This is a genomic window from Pseudomonas sp. 05L36 (assembly GCF_056398125.1).
The window spans coordinates 116,316-130,312 of the sequence record NZ_JBFTOU010000001.1 but is presented as its reverse complement, the minus strand read 5'-3'; the positions used below and the strand labels follow the sequence as shown (position 1 = coordinate 130,312).

The 13,997-nt window shown below is 53.3% G+C and carries 12 protein-coding genes; 7 read left to right on the top strand and 5 right to left on the bottom strand.

Annotated elements, in window-relative coordinates:
- Positions 1-2: 2 nt before the first annotated feature.
- Positions 3-1,010, bottom strand: coding sequence for an alpha-ketoacid dehydrogenase subunit beta (locus AC1DKH_RS00605; protein WP_223507665.1), 1,008 nt, complete (start codon positions 1,008-1,010; stop codon positions 3-5).
- Between the two features lie 11 nt (positions 1,011-1,021).
- Positions 1,022-1,999, bottom strand: coding sequence for a thiamine pyrophosphate-dependent dehydrogenase E1 component subunit alpha (locus AC1DKH_RS00600; RefSeq protein WP_223507664.1), 978 nt, complete (start codon positions 1,997-1,999; stop codon positions 1,022-1,024).
- A gap of 358 nt (positions 2,000-2,357) precedes the next feature.
- Here AC1DKH_RS00600 and AC1DKH_RS00595 point away from each other — a divergent pair, with 358 nt between their 5' ends.
- Positions 2,358-3,251: a LysR family transcriptional regulator gene (locus tag AC1DKH_RS00595; protein ID WP_223507663.1), complete on the top strand. Its 894-nt coding sequence runs from the start codon at positions 2,358-2,360 to the stop codon at positions 3,249-3,251.
- Between the two features lie 639 nt (positions 3,252-3,890).
- On the opposite strand, the gene AC1DKH_RS00590 is transcribed toward AC1DKH_RS00595, so the two are convergent.
- Both AC1DKH_RS00590 and AC1DKH_RS00585 read right to left on the bottom strand, forming a co-directional pair.
- A complete protein-coding gene (locus tag AC1DKH_RS00590) occupies positions 3,891-5,357 on the bottom strand; it encodes an APC family permease (protein WP_223507662.1) in 1,467 nt (488 codons plus the stop codon).
- Between the two features lie 335 nt (positions 5,358-5,692).
- Positions 5,693-6,628, bottom strand: coding sequence for a LysR family transcriptional regulator (locus AC1DKH_RS00585; protein ID WP_223507661.1), 936 nt, complete (start codon positions 6,626-6,628; stop codon positions 5,693-5,695).
- A 132-nt stretch (positions 6,629-6,760) separates the two neighbouring features.
- Between AC1DKH_RS00585 and AC1DKH_RS00580 the strand changes: the two genes are divergently transcribed.
- From AC1DKH_RS00580 to AC1DKH_RS00570, 3 genes are read left to right on the top strand one after another with little or no spacing between them, the layout of a single operon-like run.
- Positions 6,761-7,765, top strand: coding sequence for a threonine ammonia-lyase (locus tag AC1DKH_RS00580; RefSeq protein WP_223545224.1), 1,005 nt, complete (start codon positions 6,761-6,763; stop codon positions 7,763-7,765).
- A gap of 39 nt (positions 7,766-7,804) precedes the next feature.
- Positions 7,805-8,875 (top strand): glutamate cyclase domain-containing protein, encoded by a 1,071-nt coding sequence (locus AC1DKH_RS00575; RefSeq protein WP_223507659.1) that lies wholly within the window; start codon positions 7,805-7,807, stop codon positions 8,873-8,875.
- Entirely contained in the window at positions 8,872-9,342 is a 471-nt protein-coding gene (locus AC1DKH_RS00570; protein WP_223507658.1) for a RidA family protein, read from the top strand. The genes AC1DKH_RS00575 and AC1DKH_RS00570 overlap by 4 nt, the downstream gene beginning before the upstream one ends.
- 48 nt (positions 9,343-9,390) lie before the next feature.
- Here AC1DKH_RS00570 and AC1DKH_RS00565 read toward each other — a convergent pair whose 3' ends face one another.
- On the bottom strand, positions 9,391-10,293 hold the full coding sequence (locus tag AC1DKH_RS00565; RefSeq protein ID WP_223545226.1) for a LysR family transcriptional regulator: 903 nt from the start codon (positions 10,291-10,293) through the stop codon (positions 9,391-9,393).
- A gap of 109 nt (positions 10,294-10,402) precedes the next feature.
- Here AC1DKH_RS00565 and gcl point away from each other — a divergent pair, with 109 nt between their 5' ends.
- The 3 genes from gcl to AC1DKH_RS00550 all read left to right on the top strand — a co-directional run bounded on the left by gcl (position 10,403) and on the right by AC1DKH_RS00550 (position 13,977).
- Positions 10,403-12,184, top strand: coding sequence for a glyoxylate carboligase (gcl, locus tag AC1DKH_RS00560; protein WP_223616329.1), 1,782 nt, complete (start codon positions 10,403-10,405; stop codon positions 12,182-12,184).
- A 23-nt stretch (positions 12,185-12,207) separates the two neighbouring features.
- A complete protein-coding gene (gene hyi / locus AC1DKH_RS00555; RefSeq protein WP_223616330.1) occupies positions 12,208-12,990 on the top strand; it encodes a hydroxypyruvate isomerase in 783 nt (260 codons plus the stop codon).
- Between the two features lie 93 nt (positions 12,991-13,083).
- Positions 13,084-13,977 (top strand): 2-hydroxy-3-oxopropionate reductase, encoded by an 894-nt coding sequence (locus AC1DKH_RS00550; RefSeq protein ID WP_223616331.1) that lies wholly within the window; start codon positions 13,084-13,086, stop codon positions 13,975-13,977.
- The last annotated feature ends 20 nt before the right edge of the window (positions 13,978-13,997 follow it).

Here is a 13,997-nt window from a genome sequence, read left to right as displayed (position 1 = left end):
TCTTACCTCTCAATGATCGACTTGACCGCCTTGATGACCGCGTCCGCATTCGGCACATAAAGGTCTTCAAGATTGGGTGCGTAGGGAACTGGCGTATGTGGCGCAGTAACCATTTTGATAGGCGCACGAAGCGAGTCGAAGCATTTATCAGCGAGCATTGCGGAAATGTCAGCTGCCATACCACAGCGGGGAGTGGCTTCGTCAACAATGACGACTCGACCGATCTCCTCTGCGAACTCGATCAGCGTGTCTTCATCGAGAGGCGAAGTGGTACGAGGATCAATCACACACGCAGAAATGCCATCCGACTGAAGTTTCCGAGCAGCTTCTTCAGCAATTTTAACCATTCGACCGATGGCAACGATCATCACATCCTTACCATCGCGTACGACCTTGGCTTCACCGAACGGCACAGTGTACGAACCGTCGGGTACTTCACCCATGGTGTCGTACAGCATCTTGTTCTCCAGGAAAATGACAGGGTCATCATCACGCATAGCCTGAAGCAACAAGCCTTTAGCGTCGTAAGGGTTCGACGGTATAACAACTTTCAGCCCTGGGAAGTGCGTGAAAATCGGGTAGAACGCCTGGGTATGCTGTGCTGCAGAGCGAGTACCAGCGCCGTAGGTAGCACGGATCACCAACGGAGTTCGGGCGCGACCGCCGAACATATATCGGAACTTCGCGATCTGGTTGACGATTTGGTCTAGACAAACGCCAGCGAAGTCCACAAACATCAGTTCCGCGACGGGGCGCATACCTGTCAGAGCGGCGCCTGCCGCAGCGCCGATGAAAGCAGTTTCACTGATCGGGGTATCGCGAATTCGTTCGGGGCCGAACTCACCAAGCAGACCACGCGTCACGCCGAAGGCGCCACCCCAGGCATCCTTGACACCATTGCCACCAGCACCACCAGTCAGGTCTTCACCCATCATGATCACACGCGGGTCGCGAGCCATTTCCAGGCGGAGAGCATCGTTCAACGCCTGACGGAAAGAAATTTTAGCCATTGAAGCGCTCCTTACTGATACTTCACGTAGACGTCAGTGGTGAGTGCAGATGCCGGTGGGAATTCGGAGTTACGAGCGAATTTCACAGCCTCATCGACAGCAGCGATTACCTCAGCATCAATTGCCTCAAGCGCAGAACCTTTAACAAGATCCTCAACAGAAACTTTGTTGCGGAACTTGATTAAGCAATCTTGTTCCTGACGCATGATTTTCTTTTCTTCAGGAGTGCGGTAAGTATCCGGATCTCCACTGTAGTGGCCGTAGTATCGAGGAACATGGACATGAAGTAGCGACGGCCCGCCACCTGCACGTGCTCGCTCGATGGCTTCACCGGCGGCGGTATAGACCTTGAACACGTCTGTTCCATCAACCTCTGCAGATGGAATGTCGTACCCCTCAGCACGGCGCACGAAGCTACCGGCCGAGACGAACTCGTTCGCTGTAGCCTCACCAAATCCGTTGTCTTCAATAACGAAAATGATGGGAAGCATCCAGATCTTAGCCAGGTTGAGACTTTCGGCCATCGCGCCTTCGTTCATGGCCCCGTCACCAGCAAAAGCGATAGCTACGCGGTCGGTCTTCCTCAGTTTCGCGCTGAGTGCCGCTCCGCAGGTAATTGGCGCACCGCCAGCAACAATACCGTTAGCACCCAACATTCCCTTGCGCAGATCGGCAATATGCTGAGAACCGCCCTTACCACCACAAGTACCGGTCACACGGCCAAATAACTCGGCCATCATCGCGTTGATATCACATCCTTTGGCAATACAGTGACCATGACCACGGTGAGTAGAGGAGATATAATCCTCATCCGAAAGATGCATGCAGACACCTACAGCGCTTGCCTCCTGGCCAGCATAGAGATGAGTACTGCCAGGGATATCCCCCGTACCCATCTCAGTCGCAATACGCTCTTCGAAACAACGGATGGTTTGCATAGTTCTGTATGCTTCGAGCAGTCGCTCGTGGGGCAAATGCAGCGAGAACATTCCACTTCTCCTCATTTGAATACTTGGTTACTTATATTTCTTCTAGTTTGGCAGCTGCCGGAAATGTCCTTGAAACGCTCCTCAATCAGACGCATGAGGATTGATACGAGCAAGCTTCCGGCCACCTGCCTGTTGATATCAATCGTCGCTCGGATGACTGATAACGTCCAATTGCGATTATGGATTGCCTCAGATAACGTGCACCTATCACACGCCCCTCAAGGGCAAAGCGTGCTAGAAGCTCCGCATAGGTAGACACTCCCCTGTCATTTTGCTGTAACGTGTCTACCCCGGCACCTGCAGGCCAGCCGATAGGCGCGCGAGCAGACCAGGCGACTCAGCAAACAAGAGGCCAGCCATGATTGATCTAAGAAGCCTACAAACCTTCCATGCAGTCGCACTGCTTGGCGGTTTCCACAAGGCAGCAGAGAAATTGCACACCTCACAGCCAGCCGTCTCAGCTCGTATTGCACAGCTGGAACAGCAGCTGAAGGGGCGCCTATTTGAACGAGATAAACGCGGTTGCTACCTGACGACGCAAGGGCGTGAGCTACTCAACTATGCGGAACGCATGCTTGCTCTTGAGACAGAGATGGTAGAAGCGGTCGCTGGGAGGAAGGGCTTAAGTGGCACCGTGAGCCTGGGCGCATCAGATACGATCGTCCACACTTGGCTATCTGACCTTCTAAAGCTACTTAATCAAGAGTACCCAGAAATCACATTAGATGTTGTGGTAGACAGTACCGCCAACATGACTGCTGGACTGACAGATTGCACACTGGATATTGCACTGCTCATGGGGCCGGTTAATGCCGGCAATGCGGAAAACCTCCCACTCTGCAGCTATCCGATAAGCTGGATAAAATCTCCTGATCTAGAAATTACCAGCGACCCTCCAAGTCTGCTCGAGTTGGCCGCATATCCGATCATCACGTTTGCGAGGAATACTCGCCCCTATTGGCAGCTCAAAGAGATGTTTGCACGCGAAGGAGTCCATAAAGCGAGGCTATTCTCGAACTCCTCTCTTTCTTCGATCGTCCGTATGGCCGTTGATGGCATAGGCATCGCTGCGATCCCTGAACATGTTGTGCTTGAAGAAATTGCTAGCGGAAAGCTGCACGTTATTGAGACCCCCTACGAGATGCCTGTGATGTCCTTCACAGCGAGTTTCACCGAACGCGCCGACATGCCCCTGAACCGGATCGTTGCCCAGCTTGCACAAAAGGTGGCAGCTGCTTACTGGCGGGTATAAAGGCTCATCACGAGCTGCCGATAAAGACGCTCTTGATCCGCATGAAAAAGAAGTCGCTATACCGGTAACAGTACGCCATAAGCTTGATGGCGTTTATCCGACCGTTATTACCTTCCAGCCATCCGTGTGGATCGGCCAGCGAACCCGACTGCCAATGTCCCCCAGCAGTCCTTTAGCCATTTGGCAAATTGAATCCGGGCAGGTATTCACCTTCATGAGCGGGGCGCAGCCATTGCAACCCGACCTCAAAAGGTGTTCGGTGTCCACTGCGTCTTGAGCTCGATTTTCATCAAGTACGCTGTCATCAACGAGTGGTTGGCTGACAGCAAACTCTCAAGGGAAACTGATGCTTTTGTATTCTAGGAGCTTTGAATTGTGCAGCAACAAGCATCGCGCCCGCTTGACGACTCTTCGAATGGGCCTGTCATGACGTAGTAATGGGCCTTCGGCGGAATGCTCATCACTAGCCGTAGGGCTCGCCGTATTAGTCACCAAATGGCCAAACAAACCGGCCGACTCACTTGCATGCAAGCCATAACGAAAAATGCTCCGCATCTTTCGATACGGAGCATTTTCTTAGGGCACCGCGCAGCTCGCTAAGTTTTCACACAGGCTGCTGAGGCTCCGTTTTTACTACTATCAAGGGTGACTACGACCCAATCTTTCATAAACTGCTGGCCGATTGCGCTTGAAGTATTGAGCAAGCGCCATCCCCGCAAATAGAACACCAACCAAGCAATACAACAACCAGGTGCGCTCCCCAGGCTCCCCTCCTACCAACAGTTCGAAGTGATAGGCAACTAGACCCACTAGACCGATGAAAAATACCGAAGAGATTGCTGGTGCCAAAAACGCTTTTGCGAAACTGATACCTTCGTACCGACCTTTACGCAGGTACCAAGTCAGGGAGGACAGGTTGACCACTGTCATCAAAATGATGACACCCGACGTTCCCACACCAGAAAGTTGGCCATAGAGCAGCTCGGGCTTTGCTCCAATCACGATGAATGGAAACAGTACCAGGAGCACCATAGTGGAGACTGCCATTGAAGAAGCGAACGGCGATCCGTGCTTAACGTGGATGCGGCTTAGCGGTTTAGGCAGCGCACCATCCGTCCCCAGGTTGAAGAGATATCGAGCCAGAACGTTGTGAGTCGACAGAGCAGAAGCGAAAGCCGATGAGAGAACAAGGACAGTGATGATCATCTGAAGCCGAGGGTCGATGAATCTACCAAAGGCATTTGAAAACATCGTGGCCGGGGAGTCGGTTGCAACAGCCTGAGCGCTTGGGCCATAGGCCATAATCAATGCATAAACGCAGATGGTATACATGGCTCCGATGAACAGGATGGAACCATAGGTTGCACGAGGGATCGTTGTATCAGGATCCTTAAGCTCGTCACGATAAAGAGCTGTCGCCTCAAAGCCCATGAAGAACGAAACAACAAATAGCATGGAAAATGGAATATTGACGCCTTCCTTCGTAAGTTCACTTGGTGAGAATGGAGTCATTGCAGCCAGTGTAGTATCACCGCCTACCTGCAGCACACCAAATGAGAACCCCAAACACACTACAATTTCTGCCAACATCACCCACAACAACACCTTGGCTGATAACTCAACATGGAAATAGCCAAGAATACCGACCACCGCCCAACAACTTAACGCGTACGCATACCAAGGGAATGCTGAGCCCGTCAGACTCGTCTGAAGTTCAGCACATGAAACGCCAAAGTAGGAAGTGACGCCAGCGAGCAACACAAAATATGATACTGCCGCAGTCAAACCGGCACCAAGCCCTGCCGACTTACCCAGACCATAACTAATAAATGAATAAAAATCTCCAGATCTCTTCACAGCATTATTCAACGTGACGTAGCCAATACCAAACAGCAACATCATCACCGAAACAAAAACGAAAAGTAGTGGACTACCCACTCCGCCAAACATTAAAGATACAGGGATATATCCAGCCACTGTAGTCAGTGGCGCCGAGAACGCCAAGACCGTCATCGCCAGGCTTAACGAACCCATATTCCCTGATAATTTTTTTTGGGAGGTAGCAGGCTCGCTGATGCTCTCAGCAGCCCCGATATTTATAGCCATTTCCTTTCTCCTGCGAAATAGTGGGCGAACAACCTTCGTAATAGACAGTAAAAAAGTTATTACTAGCGGCCATACGCCACAGCCTTTTGTTATTTTGGGATACTCGGCTTAGTGCACACAACTCGTTATTGGCCACAGCAAATTCGTAAAAAATTTTGTGATCCAATCAACATTCAACCTCCTGTTGAGCGTGCTCATCGCGCTGTGGTTCATCGTCGCGCTGCCTAACGATAACGTCCAATTTTCATTAACGATTTCGACTGATAAGCAGATTTTATCAGCCAACAGGAATGTAGCTATCAACCTTAGGTGAGCATGCCATTTTCGCTCTTAACTCAGCGATCATAAATGTTCGCCACATCCTCGTCACAGGTGCCTCCAGCCATGTTGGCGGCGACCTCTGAAGCTAGGCCTACCATCCTAAGCGTGGCAGGAGAGGCGTTTTTCATGTGCCAGCTGTACACGACCATGGGTGGAGGCGGTGTGACTGGCAGGATCTCAAGTTCGCCGCGCCCAAGCTCCTCGGCAACCAACAATGCTGGGATAACCCCGATTCCGATGCCATTGCGGATTAGCGCGATCAAGGCGGATATGGAGGGCGTGCTGGAAAGCTGAATTTCTGTTGGATTGATCCCGTACTTAAATGCCATACGCTGGACGGTGCGAGTGGCTTCATCGTGCGGAGCGGTGTTACTCATGGGCGTCAAGATTTGGTAGGAAAATATCGACGACTCGTCCCTCATCTCTTTAATCAGTCCAGTCTTCGCCACCCAGTGCGTGCCTAGCGAGATCATTTTTTCTGAGATTGCATGGGGATTTTGTGGCTGACGATCCAGGGAGAACACTAGATCAATCTCTCCCCTATTGAGCTGCTCCAACAAATCGACTGTAAGCCCAACTACCCAGCTGACCGAGATTTTTTTGAATTCGGACTCAATACGCTTTACTAGCCCTGGCAGCAACGTATAAACCGCTGCTTCAATCAGTCCGATTCTAACTACCCCTCCAACCTCGTTTGCTTCTAACGCCGCAGCTCTAAACTCATTCAGTGCTGAAATAGCTGCTTCTGCATAAGGAAGTAGACGTCGACCTACATCCGTCAAAACCAACACCTTGTGATCAGAAGTGAATAGTTCTACACCAAGTTGTTCCTCAAGACTCTTAACGCGCATAGACAAAGCTGAAGGGGTTGCATGCAAACGATCCGCCAGTTTCCTCAAATGCGGCATATGAGCAAGCTCAACAAAAGTCTCTAACAGCTTAATGTTCACTTTCCCGCCTCCAGCACTTGTTCAATTTTGCTTAACAGGAACACTTAGTATTTCTGAGTTTACAGAATTATTAGCCTGTTCATACACTCGATGCAGAGTTAACGGAAATGCCATCAACACTTGGAAACCAATATGTCCAATATCGAAAAAGGCACACGACCAGTCCCTCCTACACTCAAAGACATCCAGGAGGCAGCTCATCGCATCAAGGACTTCGCAATCCGCACCCCGCTCATGGAAAACCAGGAGCTCAACGAGATTGTTGGTGGCCGTCTGATTTTCAAACCTGAAGTTTTGCAACGAACGGCATCCTTTAAGTTTCGTGGTGCTTGCAATCGACTGCTTCAGCTGTCTCCAGAACAAAAACGCGCTGGAGTCGTAGCCTTTTCGTCAGGGAATCACGCGCTTGCAACTTCTGCAGTAGCTCGGATTCTGGGAATACCCGCCACCATCATCATGCCGGCAGACGCCCCTCAAGCCAAGGTAAAGGGTGCAAGAGCCAACGGCGCGAAAGTCATTCTCTACGATCGTCAGAAAGACGACCGTGAGGCAATCGGTGCAGAAATCGCTAATCGTACCGGAGCAACGATGGTTCCTCCTTACGATGATCCCTACGTCATCGCTGGGCAAGGTACCGTCGGCTTGGAGATCATGGAAGACCTCTCCGCAATGGGAGTCGAAGCCGACAGCCTCATTGCCGCCTGTAGCGGTGGGGGCCTTATTGCCGGTCTAGCAACTGCAGTTCGCGCGAAGAGTGAGCGGACTCAGGTCTATGCGGTTGAACCTCAAGGCTTCGATGAACTCGCTCGTTCTCTTGCGAGCGGAAAGCGCGAGCGTAACGCCCCTGAGGCCAAATCCATCTGTGATGCATTGCAGGTAGTTACACCAGGTGAGCTGACGTTTGACATCAACCACCGACTTCTGGCTGGCAGCCTCGTTGTTAGTGACGACGAGGTTCGCAAAGCAATGCGGGTCGCCTACGACAGACTGAAATTGGTGCTAGAGCCAGGCGGTGCTGTTGGCTTGGCAGCAGTGCTTGAGCAACGCATTCAAACACGCGATCGGACGACTGTGATTGTCCTGAGTGGCGGCAATGTCGATCCCGAGCTCTACGCCGAAATCCTGACCGCCCAGTAATGCCAATGTCCTCTCTAACCGCGAAAGGGATTAGAAGAAATGTTAAAGCCTGAAAGTGCACGCTATCAGCGAGTGTCACAGACCATCGATGAATTCATGAAGATCGACTTCACAGGCGTCGGTCTGATTTCGAACCTGTATGCCGCGCTGCAGAAAAACCAACCTGGTTATTGCTGCATGGGTGCTGCAGAACGCTTGGTGGAGGCTGCACGCTCTAAGCCAAATCAGCCGATCGTTATTGCTACGGGCTTCCCCGAAGGTGGCGGTGTTCCCGAGACTGATGGCCCCATTGGCGCAGCTCTCCTTGCCCGAGCGTTGTTTCTGGGTCTCGGTGTAATGACCGTGATTGTGATCGACGAAGATTGGGTCGAGATGATGGAGGCCACATGTCGAGGCGCGGGGCTGGCCCCACGACTGCTGCCGGCCTCCGGAAAGGCCGAGGCTATTGAGTATCTACGCCCGATCTATATCAAACCGGTTTCGAAGGAGAAAAACGCCTGCCATCGAGCTGCGGATGACCTGCTAGACATTACGCAACCTTCCCTGCTGCTTTCGATCGAGCGTCCTGGCTGTAACTCGAACGGCCTTTACCACGGCCTTGGTGGCCGACCATTGGATGGCATGGTTGGTGACCTTGATTACTTGTTCAACAAGGCGAAATCTCGCGGAATCATGACGCTTGGCATTGGAGACGGTGGCAATGAACTGGGCATGGGCGTAATCGCCAAGGAACTCCCGACCTTCTCACCAAAAGCTGTGGATTGCGGAACCCCGGGACGTGGCGGTGTAGGCGCTGTCACAGCAGCAGACTGGCTCGTGATCTCGAACATCTCCAACTGGGGCGCTACGGGTATCGTGGCAGCGCTTTCGGCTCTTCTCGAGAACCCATTTGTTTTCCATGAGCCAGAGATTGAAACGCGAAGCACCGAACTTTGCATTGCTCACGGTGGCGTCGATGGAATGTTCATGGGGCCTGAGCCGGCACACGACGGCATCGCCATGCGTGAGTACGAAGGAATGGTGAGATCTCTGCGCGGTAGCGTCATGCGTGCGATGGGGCACTCAATTAACTGGAAAGGCGATCAAGGCGACTGGAGGCAGATCAAATGAGTTACCGCACTTTTACCGAAGCACTTAAAGAGCTGAATCTGGAATTGCCGCCTTGCAACGCTCCCCGCGGCAGTTACGTCCCAGCGGTCAAGGCCGGCGACTTACTGTTCGTTGCTGGGCAGGCGCCACGCGTAAATGGTGAGCTCAAGTTTTCCGGGCGGGTTGGTCGAGATCTGACCGTGGAGCAGGGTCGTGAAGCAGCGCAGCTTTGCGCGCTTAACATTCTGGGCCACCTAGCCCAAGCCACTGGCGACGACCCATCCAAAGTGGTGACGGCCGTGAGGTTGGCAGGCGTGGTCAATTGCGCTAAGGACTTCACCGCGCATTCTCAGGTACTCGATGCTGCCTCTGATCTCATAGCAAAAGTACTGGGAGCCTCGGGACAACACGCCCGGATTGCAACTGGTGCCTCTTCCCTACCATCGGGTATGGCCGTTGAGATCGAAGCTATCTTCCAGCTGAAGTGACAATCTGGGGCGGCTAATCACCGCCCCTTTTCACGCTGAGCTGCGCCATCACAGCCAGTAATCAGGATGCTGATAAACACCCTTCAAGTAGTCTATAAAATGCCTGACCTTCGCCGGCAGAAATCTCTGCTGAGGGTAAACCGCCTGGATGTCGTAGTCATTCAAGGCGAACTCATCCAATACCGTAACAAGCTCGCCACTCTCCAGTTCTCTGCGAATCTCCCAGATTGAACGCCAGCCAATTCCCAGCCCCTGCCTCATCCAAGAAAAAAGTAACTCACCATCGTTGCATGCCAGGTTCCCATTCACTCGCATAGCAATTTGTTTTCCATCCCTTTGGAACGTCCATCCCCGCGGCTGACCGCCCTGTAATGTGAAGGCCAGGCAGTTGTGATTTGAGAGCTCCTCCAAGGTTGTCGGCCGACCATGTTTAGCAAAATACTCAGGCGTACCGCACACCACTCTTCGGTTGGTAAATAGCTTTACGGCGACATAGTTGGGGTCGGTTACCCAGCCAATTCGAATGCTGAGGTCGTAGCCCTCCCCGACCAAATCAACAAGGCTATCCGTGAGGTTGAAAGACAGTTTTAGATTTGGAAATTTCTCATGGAAACCCAGCGCATGAGGAGCTACGTGCAGCCTTCCAAATGCAGCAGGCGCAGAGACTAGCAGGTTGCCCGAGACGAGCTTCGCGCTGTTGCTGATGCTCGCCTCCATGTCATCGAACTCCCGCACCAAATACTTTGCCCTTTCCAGCAGCTGCTCTCCCAGCTCTGTCAGATGCAGGCCTCGAGTCGACCTGTGCATGAGTTTTACCCCCAGCCGTTTCTCGAGCGAATCCAGCCTCCTTCCCAGCATCGCGGGGGTGACACCCTCGCTGAGGGACGCTGCAGCAAAACTGCCTTTCTGGGCGATCTGAATGAAGCTTTGGAGTTCTGTTAGACGCGCCATTCGATACCTTTTATATCGGCAGAAACTAATTTATGGGGCTTCAAGGCCTGCACGTGCTGCTCCACACTGGACTTCAGTATAAAAATATTGTTATTCCGGAGGAATTGCTATGCCGAAGATGAGAGCAATTGACGCAGCCGTTCTGGTAATGCGCCGTGAAGGGGTTGATACCGCGTTTGGCATCCCAGGTGCAGCTATTAACCCGCTGTACTCTGCGTTGAAAAAAGTCGGCGGCATTGATCACGTCCTCGCGCGTCACGTTGAAGGTGCCTCGCACATGGCCGAGGGCTACACCCGCACCAAGGCCGGCAACATCGGCGTGTGCATCGGCACTTCCGGCCCTGCCGGCACCGACATGGTTACCGGGCTCTACAGCGCCTCGGCCGACTCGATCCCGATTCTCTGCATCACCGGCCAAGCACCCCGTGCCCGTATGCACAAGGAAGACTTCCAGGCAGTCGACATCACCAGTATCGTCAAACCGGTTACTAAGTGGGCAACCACCGTTTTGGAACCGGGCCAGGTGCCTTACGCGTTCCAGAAAGCCTTCTATGAAATGCGCTCCGGCCGCCCAGGCCCGGTGCTGATCGACCTGCCGTTCGACGTGCAGATGGCGGAAATTGAATTCGATATCGACGCTTACCAGCCGCTGCCAGTGGCCAAGCCAGCCGCTACCCGCGTTCAAGTAGAAAAAGCCCTGGCACTTCTCGATCAAGCCGAGCGCCCATTGCTGGTGGCCGGTGGCGGCATCATCAATGCCGATGCTAGCGACCTGCTCGTGGAGTTTGCCGAGCTGACCGGCATCCCGGTCATCCCTACCCTGATGGGCTGGGGCACCATCCCTGACGATCACCCGCTGATGGTCGGCATGGTCGGTCTGCAAACCTCGCACCGGTATGGCAATGCCACGATGCTGAAATCCGACGTGGTGCTGGGCATCGGTAACCGTTGGGCCAACCGTCACACCGGTTCGGTCGACGTCTACACCGAAGGCCGTAAGTTCATTCACGTCGACATCGAAGGCACTCAGATCGGCCGCGTGTTCACCCCGGATCTGGGCATCGTTTCCGACGCCGCTGCCGCGCTGACCGTGTTCATCGAAGTTGCTCGCGAATGGCAAGCCGCGGGCAAGCTGAAAAACCGCAACGCCTGGCTGCAAGACTGCCAGCAGCGCAAAGCCAGCCTGCAACGCAAGACTCACTTCGACAATGTACCGGTCAAGCCGCAACGTGTTTACGAAGAGATGAACCAGGTGTTCGGCAAGGACACTTGCTACGTCAGCACCATCGGTCTGTCGCAGATTGCCGGCGCGCAGTTCCTGCACGTCTACAAACCGCGTCACTGGATCAACTGCGGCCAAGCCGGCCCTCTGGGCTGGACGATCCCTGCGGCGCTGGGCGTGGTCAAGGCCGACCCGACGCGCAAGGTTGTCGCACTGTCAGGCGACTATGACTTCCAGTTCATGATCGAAGAGCTGGCTGTGGGTGCGCAGTTCAACCTGCCGTACGTCCATGTACTGGTGAACAACTCGTATCTCGGTTTGATTCGCCAAGCGCAACGCGGCTTTGAGATGGACTTCTGTGTTCAGCTGGCATTCGAAAACATCAATGCTCCGGAGCTCAATGGCTATGGCGTAGATCATGTGGCCGTTGTGGAAGGGCTCGGCTGTAAAGCGATTCGCGTACACGAGCCTTCGGAAATTGCTCCTGCACTACGAGAAGCTCAGCAGATGGCGGAAAAATTCCGCGTCCCGGTCGTCGTTGAGATCATTCTTGAGCGTGTGACTAACATCGCAATGGGTACAGAAATCAATGCGATCAATGAATTCGAAGAGATTGCAGTCACTGCCGATGACGCCCCGACTTCGATTCTGCCACTGAGTCAAAACTAAGTTTTCAGCAGAAGGAAAGCCCCATGCCCCGTATCGCAGCCAACCTCTCGATGCTGTTCACCGAACATGAGTTTTTAGCTCGTTTTAAAGCCGCGTCTGATGCTGGCTTCAAAGGAGTCGAGTATCTCTTCCCATATGATTTCAGTGTCACCGAGATTAAACAGCAGCTCGACGCCCACGGCCTAACCCAGGTGTTGTTCAACCTTCCCGCTGGCCATTGGGCCAAAGGGGAGCGTGGTATTGCATGCCATCCCGACCGCGTAGAAGAATTCCGTGCTGGCGTCGACAAGGCCATTGAGTACGCAAAAGTTCTGGGCAACACCCAGGTCAACTGCTTGGCTGGTATCCATCCTCTGGGAATGGGCTTCGCCACCGTGCACAAGACCTTTGTCGAGAACCTCAGGTTCGCCGCCAGTAAGCTCAAAGCGGCTGGGATTCGCTTGGTCATGGAAATGATCAACACCCGAGATATCCCGGGCTTCTATCTGAACACTACTCAGCAGGCCCTCGAAATCCAGGCCCAAGTAGGCAGCGACAACCTGTTCCTGCAGTACGACATTTACCACATGCAGATCATGGAGGGTGACCTGGCTCGCACCATGGAAGCCAACCTCCAACTGATCAACCATATCCAGTTGGCAGACAACCCTGGCCGCAATGAGCCAGGCACTGGTGAGATCAACTACCACTTCCTGTTTGAGTGGTTAACTCGTATCGGCTACCAAGGATGGATTGGAGCAGAGTACAAGCCGCTTACTACGACCGAGGCCGGCCTCAACTGGTTAAAGACTCACAATGTAGTTTAAAGAATCGCCACATTTAGGCGCTTTCCGATTCCTTCAATAAAGCCGCGTCCTGCCAGAAGGACGTGGCTCCAGAAATGATAAGAGGCAACCCACATGGCGAACATTGGCTTTATCGGCACAGGCATTATGGGCCGCCCAATGGCTCTGAATCTGCAGAAAGCTGGCCACAAGATCTATCTCTCAACTCATCACAGCTCCGCTCCCGCAGACCTGCTCGAAGGCGGAGCCATTGCGTTGGCCAGCCCAAAAGAGGTTGCTCAGAAAGCGGAGTTCATCATTGTGATGGTGCCCGACACTCCTCAGGTAGAAGGAGTGCTGTTCGGTGCAGACGGCGTGGCAGAGGGTATCGGGCCTAACAAAGTGGTCATCGATATGAGCTCCATCTCCCCGTCAGCTACCAAGGTGTTTGCTGAGAAGATCAATGCTACTCAGGCGACTTACCTGGATGCTCCGGTATCCGGTGGTGAGGTTGGAGCCAAGGCAGGCACTCTTAGCATCATGGTGGGCGGAAGCTCAGAGACATTCCAACGTGCCCTCCCCTTGTTCGAGGTCATGGGAAAAAACATTACACGTGTCGGCGGGAACGGTGACGGCCAGACAGCGAAAGTTGCTAACCAGATCATTGTCGCGCTGAACATCCAGGCAGTTGGCGAAGCCCTGCTGTTCGCAGCTAAAAACGGTGCGGATCCAGCGATGGTGCGACAAGCCCTAATGGGAGGCTTTGCATCTTCAAAGATCCTCGAGGTTCATGCTGAACGGATGATCAAGGGAACGTTTGATCCTGGATTCCGAATCGGCCTGCACCAGAAAGATCTGAATCTGGCGCTACAAGGTGCCAAAGAGCTAGGACTCAACCTGCCAAACACATCAAATGCTCAGCAAGTTTTCAACACCTGCGTAGCACTGGGCGGCGAAAATTGGGATCACTCGGCATTGGTGAAGGGCCTGGAGCACATGGCTAACTTCTCCCTGAGAGACGAAAGCTAAACACTCCTTGTATACGGTAG